Source organism: Pseudorhodoplanes sp. (genome assembly GCF_046289595.1).
GTDB lineage: Bacteria > Pseudomonadota > Alphaproteobacteria > Rhizobiales > Xanthobacteraceae > Pseudorhodoplanes.
In genome coordinates, this window is the sequence record NZ_JBKBVB010000216.1 from 1 (window position 1) to 3096 (window position 3096).

The window sequence follows — 3096 nt, forward strand, 5'->3', positions numbered from 1 at the left end:
CGATGGGGCTGTTCCGGCATCTGTTCGGCAAGAGCATGTATACCGGCTCGGCCGGGGTGAAACCGGGAGAGCCCGATCCGTTCGCGGTCGCGGTGATGGACGAGATCGGCCTCGATATTTCGAAGCACAGGCCGCAGACCTTCGAGCAGCTCGAGGACTGGGAGGGGCTGAATTTCGACCTGATCGTCACGCTGTCGCCGGAGGCGCATCACAAGGCGCTGGATCTGACGCGCACCATCGCCGCCGATGTGGAATATTGGCCGACCCCGGATCCAAGCGACATCGGCGAGACGCGGGAGCAGAAGCTCGAGGCCTACCGCACCGTGCGCGACCAGCTCATGAACAAGATCAGGGCGCGGTTCGGCGGGCCGCCGCGGGCGGGGGATTGACGGCACAACGGTTGTGGAAGCCCGCCGATTCCGATAGGTCTTGCCGCCCAGTCGCGGCCCCGTTCCGGCGCCCTTTCAGGCCACCATAGCACCGCACCATCCATGATCGGCCGGCCCAAGCTCGTCCTCGCCTCCGGTTCGCCCCGCAGGCTCACGCTCATCAACCAGGCCGGGATCGAGCCGGATGCGCTGCAGCCGGCCGACGTCGACGAAATCCCCTACAAGGGCGAATTGCCGCGCGCCTGCGCCACCCGCCTCGCCCGCGCCAAGGCGGAAGCGGCGCTCGAGGCGGTGCGGCTGAACGACGAATTGCGCGGCGCCTTCATCATCGCCGCCGATACCGTGGTCGCGGTCGGGCGGCGCATCCTGCCGAAGGCCGAACTGCTCGACGAGGCCGGGCAATGCCTGCGGCTGCTTTCGGGGCGCAATCATCGCGTCCATACCTCGGTCTGCATGGTGACGCCGAACGAAAGCTTCCGCCAGCGCATGGTCGAGACCCGGGTGCGCTTCAAGCGGCTGACCAAGGACGACATCGAGGCCTATCTTGCGTCCGGCGAATGGCGCGGCAAGGCCGGCGGCTACGCCATCCAGGGGCTTGCCGGCGCCTTCGTGGTGAAGCTGGTCGGCTCCTACACCAATGTGGTCGGGCTGCCGCTTTACGAGACGCTGGCGCTCTTGCAGGGCGAAGGCTTCCCGATCCATTACGGCTGGCTGAATACGTAAGGACCGCCGCGCGGGCGGCGCGCCGCCCGGAATCCAGCCTGAATCGGCTGTGAATGTCGGCGTCCGGCTGATGCGCGATGACCGCGCGCTGACATGACAGGCCATGATGAATCTCGCACAGCACCTCGAAAGATCGGCGCACAGCTATCCGCACCGCCCGGCGATCGGATTTGGCGCAGCGCGGCTTTACGACTACGCCACGCTGGCGGAACGGGTGGCGCGGCTTGCCGGCGCCCTGCGCGAGCGGTTCGGGCTTGTGGAGGGAGAGCGCGTCGCCATCGTCTCAAGCAACCGGCCCGACTATGTCGAGACGCTGTATGCGATCTGGCATGCCGGACTGGTCGGCGTCCCGGCCAACGCCAAGCTGCACGGCGCAGAGCTGAGCTATATCCTCGGCCATTGCGGTGCGCGCGTGGTCTTTGCCTCGCCCGATTGTGCCGCCGCGATCGAGGCGCATGCGCCGCCCTCGCTCGAACGCATTGTGGTGTTCGGCGGCCGCTCCTTCGATGCGCTGCTGGCCGCCGATCCCGCAGCGCTGACACCCCGCCAAGGCGACGATCTCGCCTGGCTGTTCTACACATCCGGTACCACCGGGCGTCCCAAGGGCGCGATGCTGACGCATCGCAATCTCGCAGCGATGGCACGCGCCTATCTCGACGAAGTGGACCGCACCTCGCCGGGCGATCCCCTGCTCCACGCCGCACCGATGAGCCACGGGTCGGGGCTCTACATGATCCCCTACGTCATGCGGGCGGGGGTGAATGTCGTGCCCGAATCCGGCGGTTTCGATGAAGATGAAATTTTCGCATTGATTGCAGCCTGGCCGCGGACCTCGATGTTCGCAGCCCCCACGATGATCAAGAGGCTGGTCGAACATCACGGAGACCTCGACCCCGCGCATATCCGCACCATTGTCTGGGGCGGCGCGCCGATGTATGTCGAGGACATTGTGCGCGCGCTGGAGCGCTTCGGCCCGCGTTTTGCGCAGATTTACGGGCAGGGCGAGAGCCCGATGACGATCACCGTTCTGCCGAAGGCCGACATCGCCGATCATCGGCATCCGCGCTGGCGCGCGCGTCTGGAATCGGCGGGGCGCGCGTTCTCCTGCATCGAGCTCGCGATCCTGAACGAGCGCGGGCTTGCCTTTCCCCAAGGCGAGCCCGGCGAAATCCTGTGCCGCGGCGAGACGGTGATGGCCGGCTATTGGCAGAACGCGGAGGCAAGTGCCGCCGCCTTGCGCGACGGCTTCCTGCATACCGGCGATATCGGGCTGCTCGATGCCGACGGTTACCTGTTCCTCAAGGACCGCTCCAAGGACCTGATCATTTCCGGCGGCGCCAATATCTATCCGCGCGAAGTGGAGGAGGTGCTGCTGCGGCATCCCGGTGTGCGCGAGGTGTCGGTGATCGGGCGGCCGGACCGCGAATGGGGCGAGGCTGTGGTGGCCTATGTGGTCGGCGACGCCGACCGCGCCGAGCTCGATACGCTGTGCCTGAACGCGATCGCGCGCTTCAAGCGGCCGCGCGATTATGTTTTCGTCGAGGCGTTGCCGAAGAACAATTACGGCAAGGTGCTGAAGACCATGCTGCGCGAACGCGATGCTGCGCTCGCGGGCCTGCCGGCCGGTCCGGAGCATGGCGCGGAAGCCGCAGAGACGGCAGAGACCGCAGAGACCAAGGCGCCGCAGCGCGAGTGAGCAAACCTGGCGTTCTTCCATCTTTGGCCACAGGGCTTATGTTCCGCCCATGACCAGCCCTCCGCTCGCACCCGGCAAACCCTGCCCGATCTGCGGCAAGCCCTCGCTCGCCAAGTATCGGCCATTCTGCTCGCGCCGCTGTGGCGACGTCGATCTGAACCGCTGGATGAGCGGGGTCTATGCCATTCCGGTGCGGGAGACCGACGACGATCCCGAGCGGCCCCGCATGCGGGATGGGGAGGCGGAGGAGTGAACTGGACTGAACTTGGGCCAAACCGGCCCGCTCGC

At 66.7% G+C, this 3096-nt stretch carries 4 protein-coding genes; all 4 read left to right on the forward strand.

The window, feature by feature from the left end; all coding sequences use genetic code 11:
* The coding region (locus ACK41X_RS23170) for a low molecular weight phosphatase family protein (RefSeq protein ID WP_409728599.1) at positions 1-389 on the forward strand (389 nt) is incomplete at its 5' end.
* A 102-nt stretch (positions 390-491) separates the two neighbouring features.
* A complete protein-coding gene (locus tag ACK41X_RS23175) occupies positions 492-1112 on the forward strand; it encodes a Maf-like protein (protein ID WP_409728602.1) in 621 nt (206 codons plus the stop codon).
* Positions 1113-1215: 103 nt separating this feature from the next.
* A complete protein-coding gene (locus ACK41X_RS23180; protein ID WP_409728605.1) occupies positions 1216-2808 on the forward strand; it encodes an AMP-binding protein in 1593 nt (530 codons plus the stop codon).
* A 49-nt stretch (positions 2809-2857) separates the two neighbouring features.
* Positions 2858-3061 carry a DNA gyrase inhibitor YacG gene (yacG, locus tag ACK41X_RS23185; RefSeq protein WP_409728608.1) on the forward strand — a complete coding sequence of 68 codons (204 nt, stop codon included), beginning with the start codon at positions 2858-2860 and terminating at the stop codon, positions 3059-3061.
* Positions 3062-3096: the final 35 nt, after the last annotated feature.

What these genes read in the sequence shown, in the direction of transcription:
- ACK41X_RS23175 (WP_409728602.1), top strand. Translation starts at nt 492, where the DNA reads ATGATCGGCCGGCCCAAGCTCGTCCTCGCCTCCGGTTCGCCCCGCAGG.
- ACK41X_RS23180 (WP_409728605.1), top strand. Translation starts at nt 1,216, where the DNA reads ATGATGAATCTCGCACAGCACCTCGAAAGATCGGCGCACAGCTATCCG.
- yacG (WP_409728608.1), top strand. Translation starts at nt 2,858, where the DNA reads ATGACCAGCCCTCCGCTCGCACCCGGCAAACCCTGCCCGATCTGCGGC.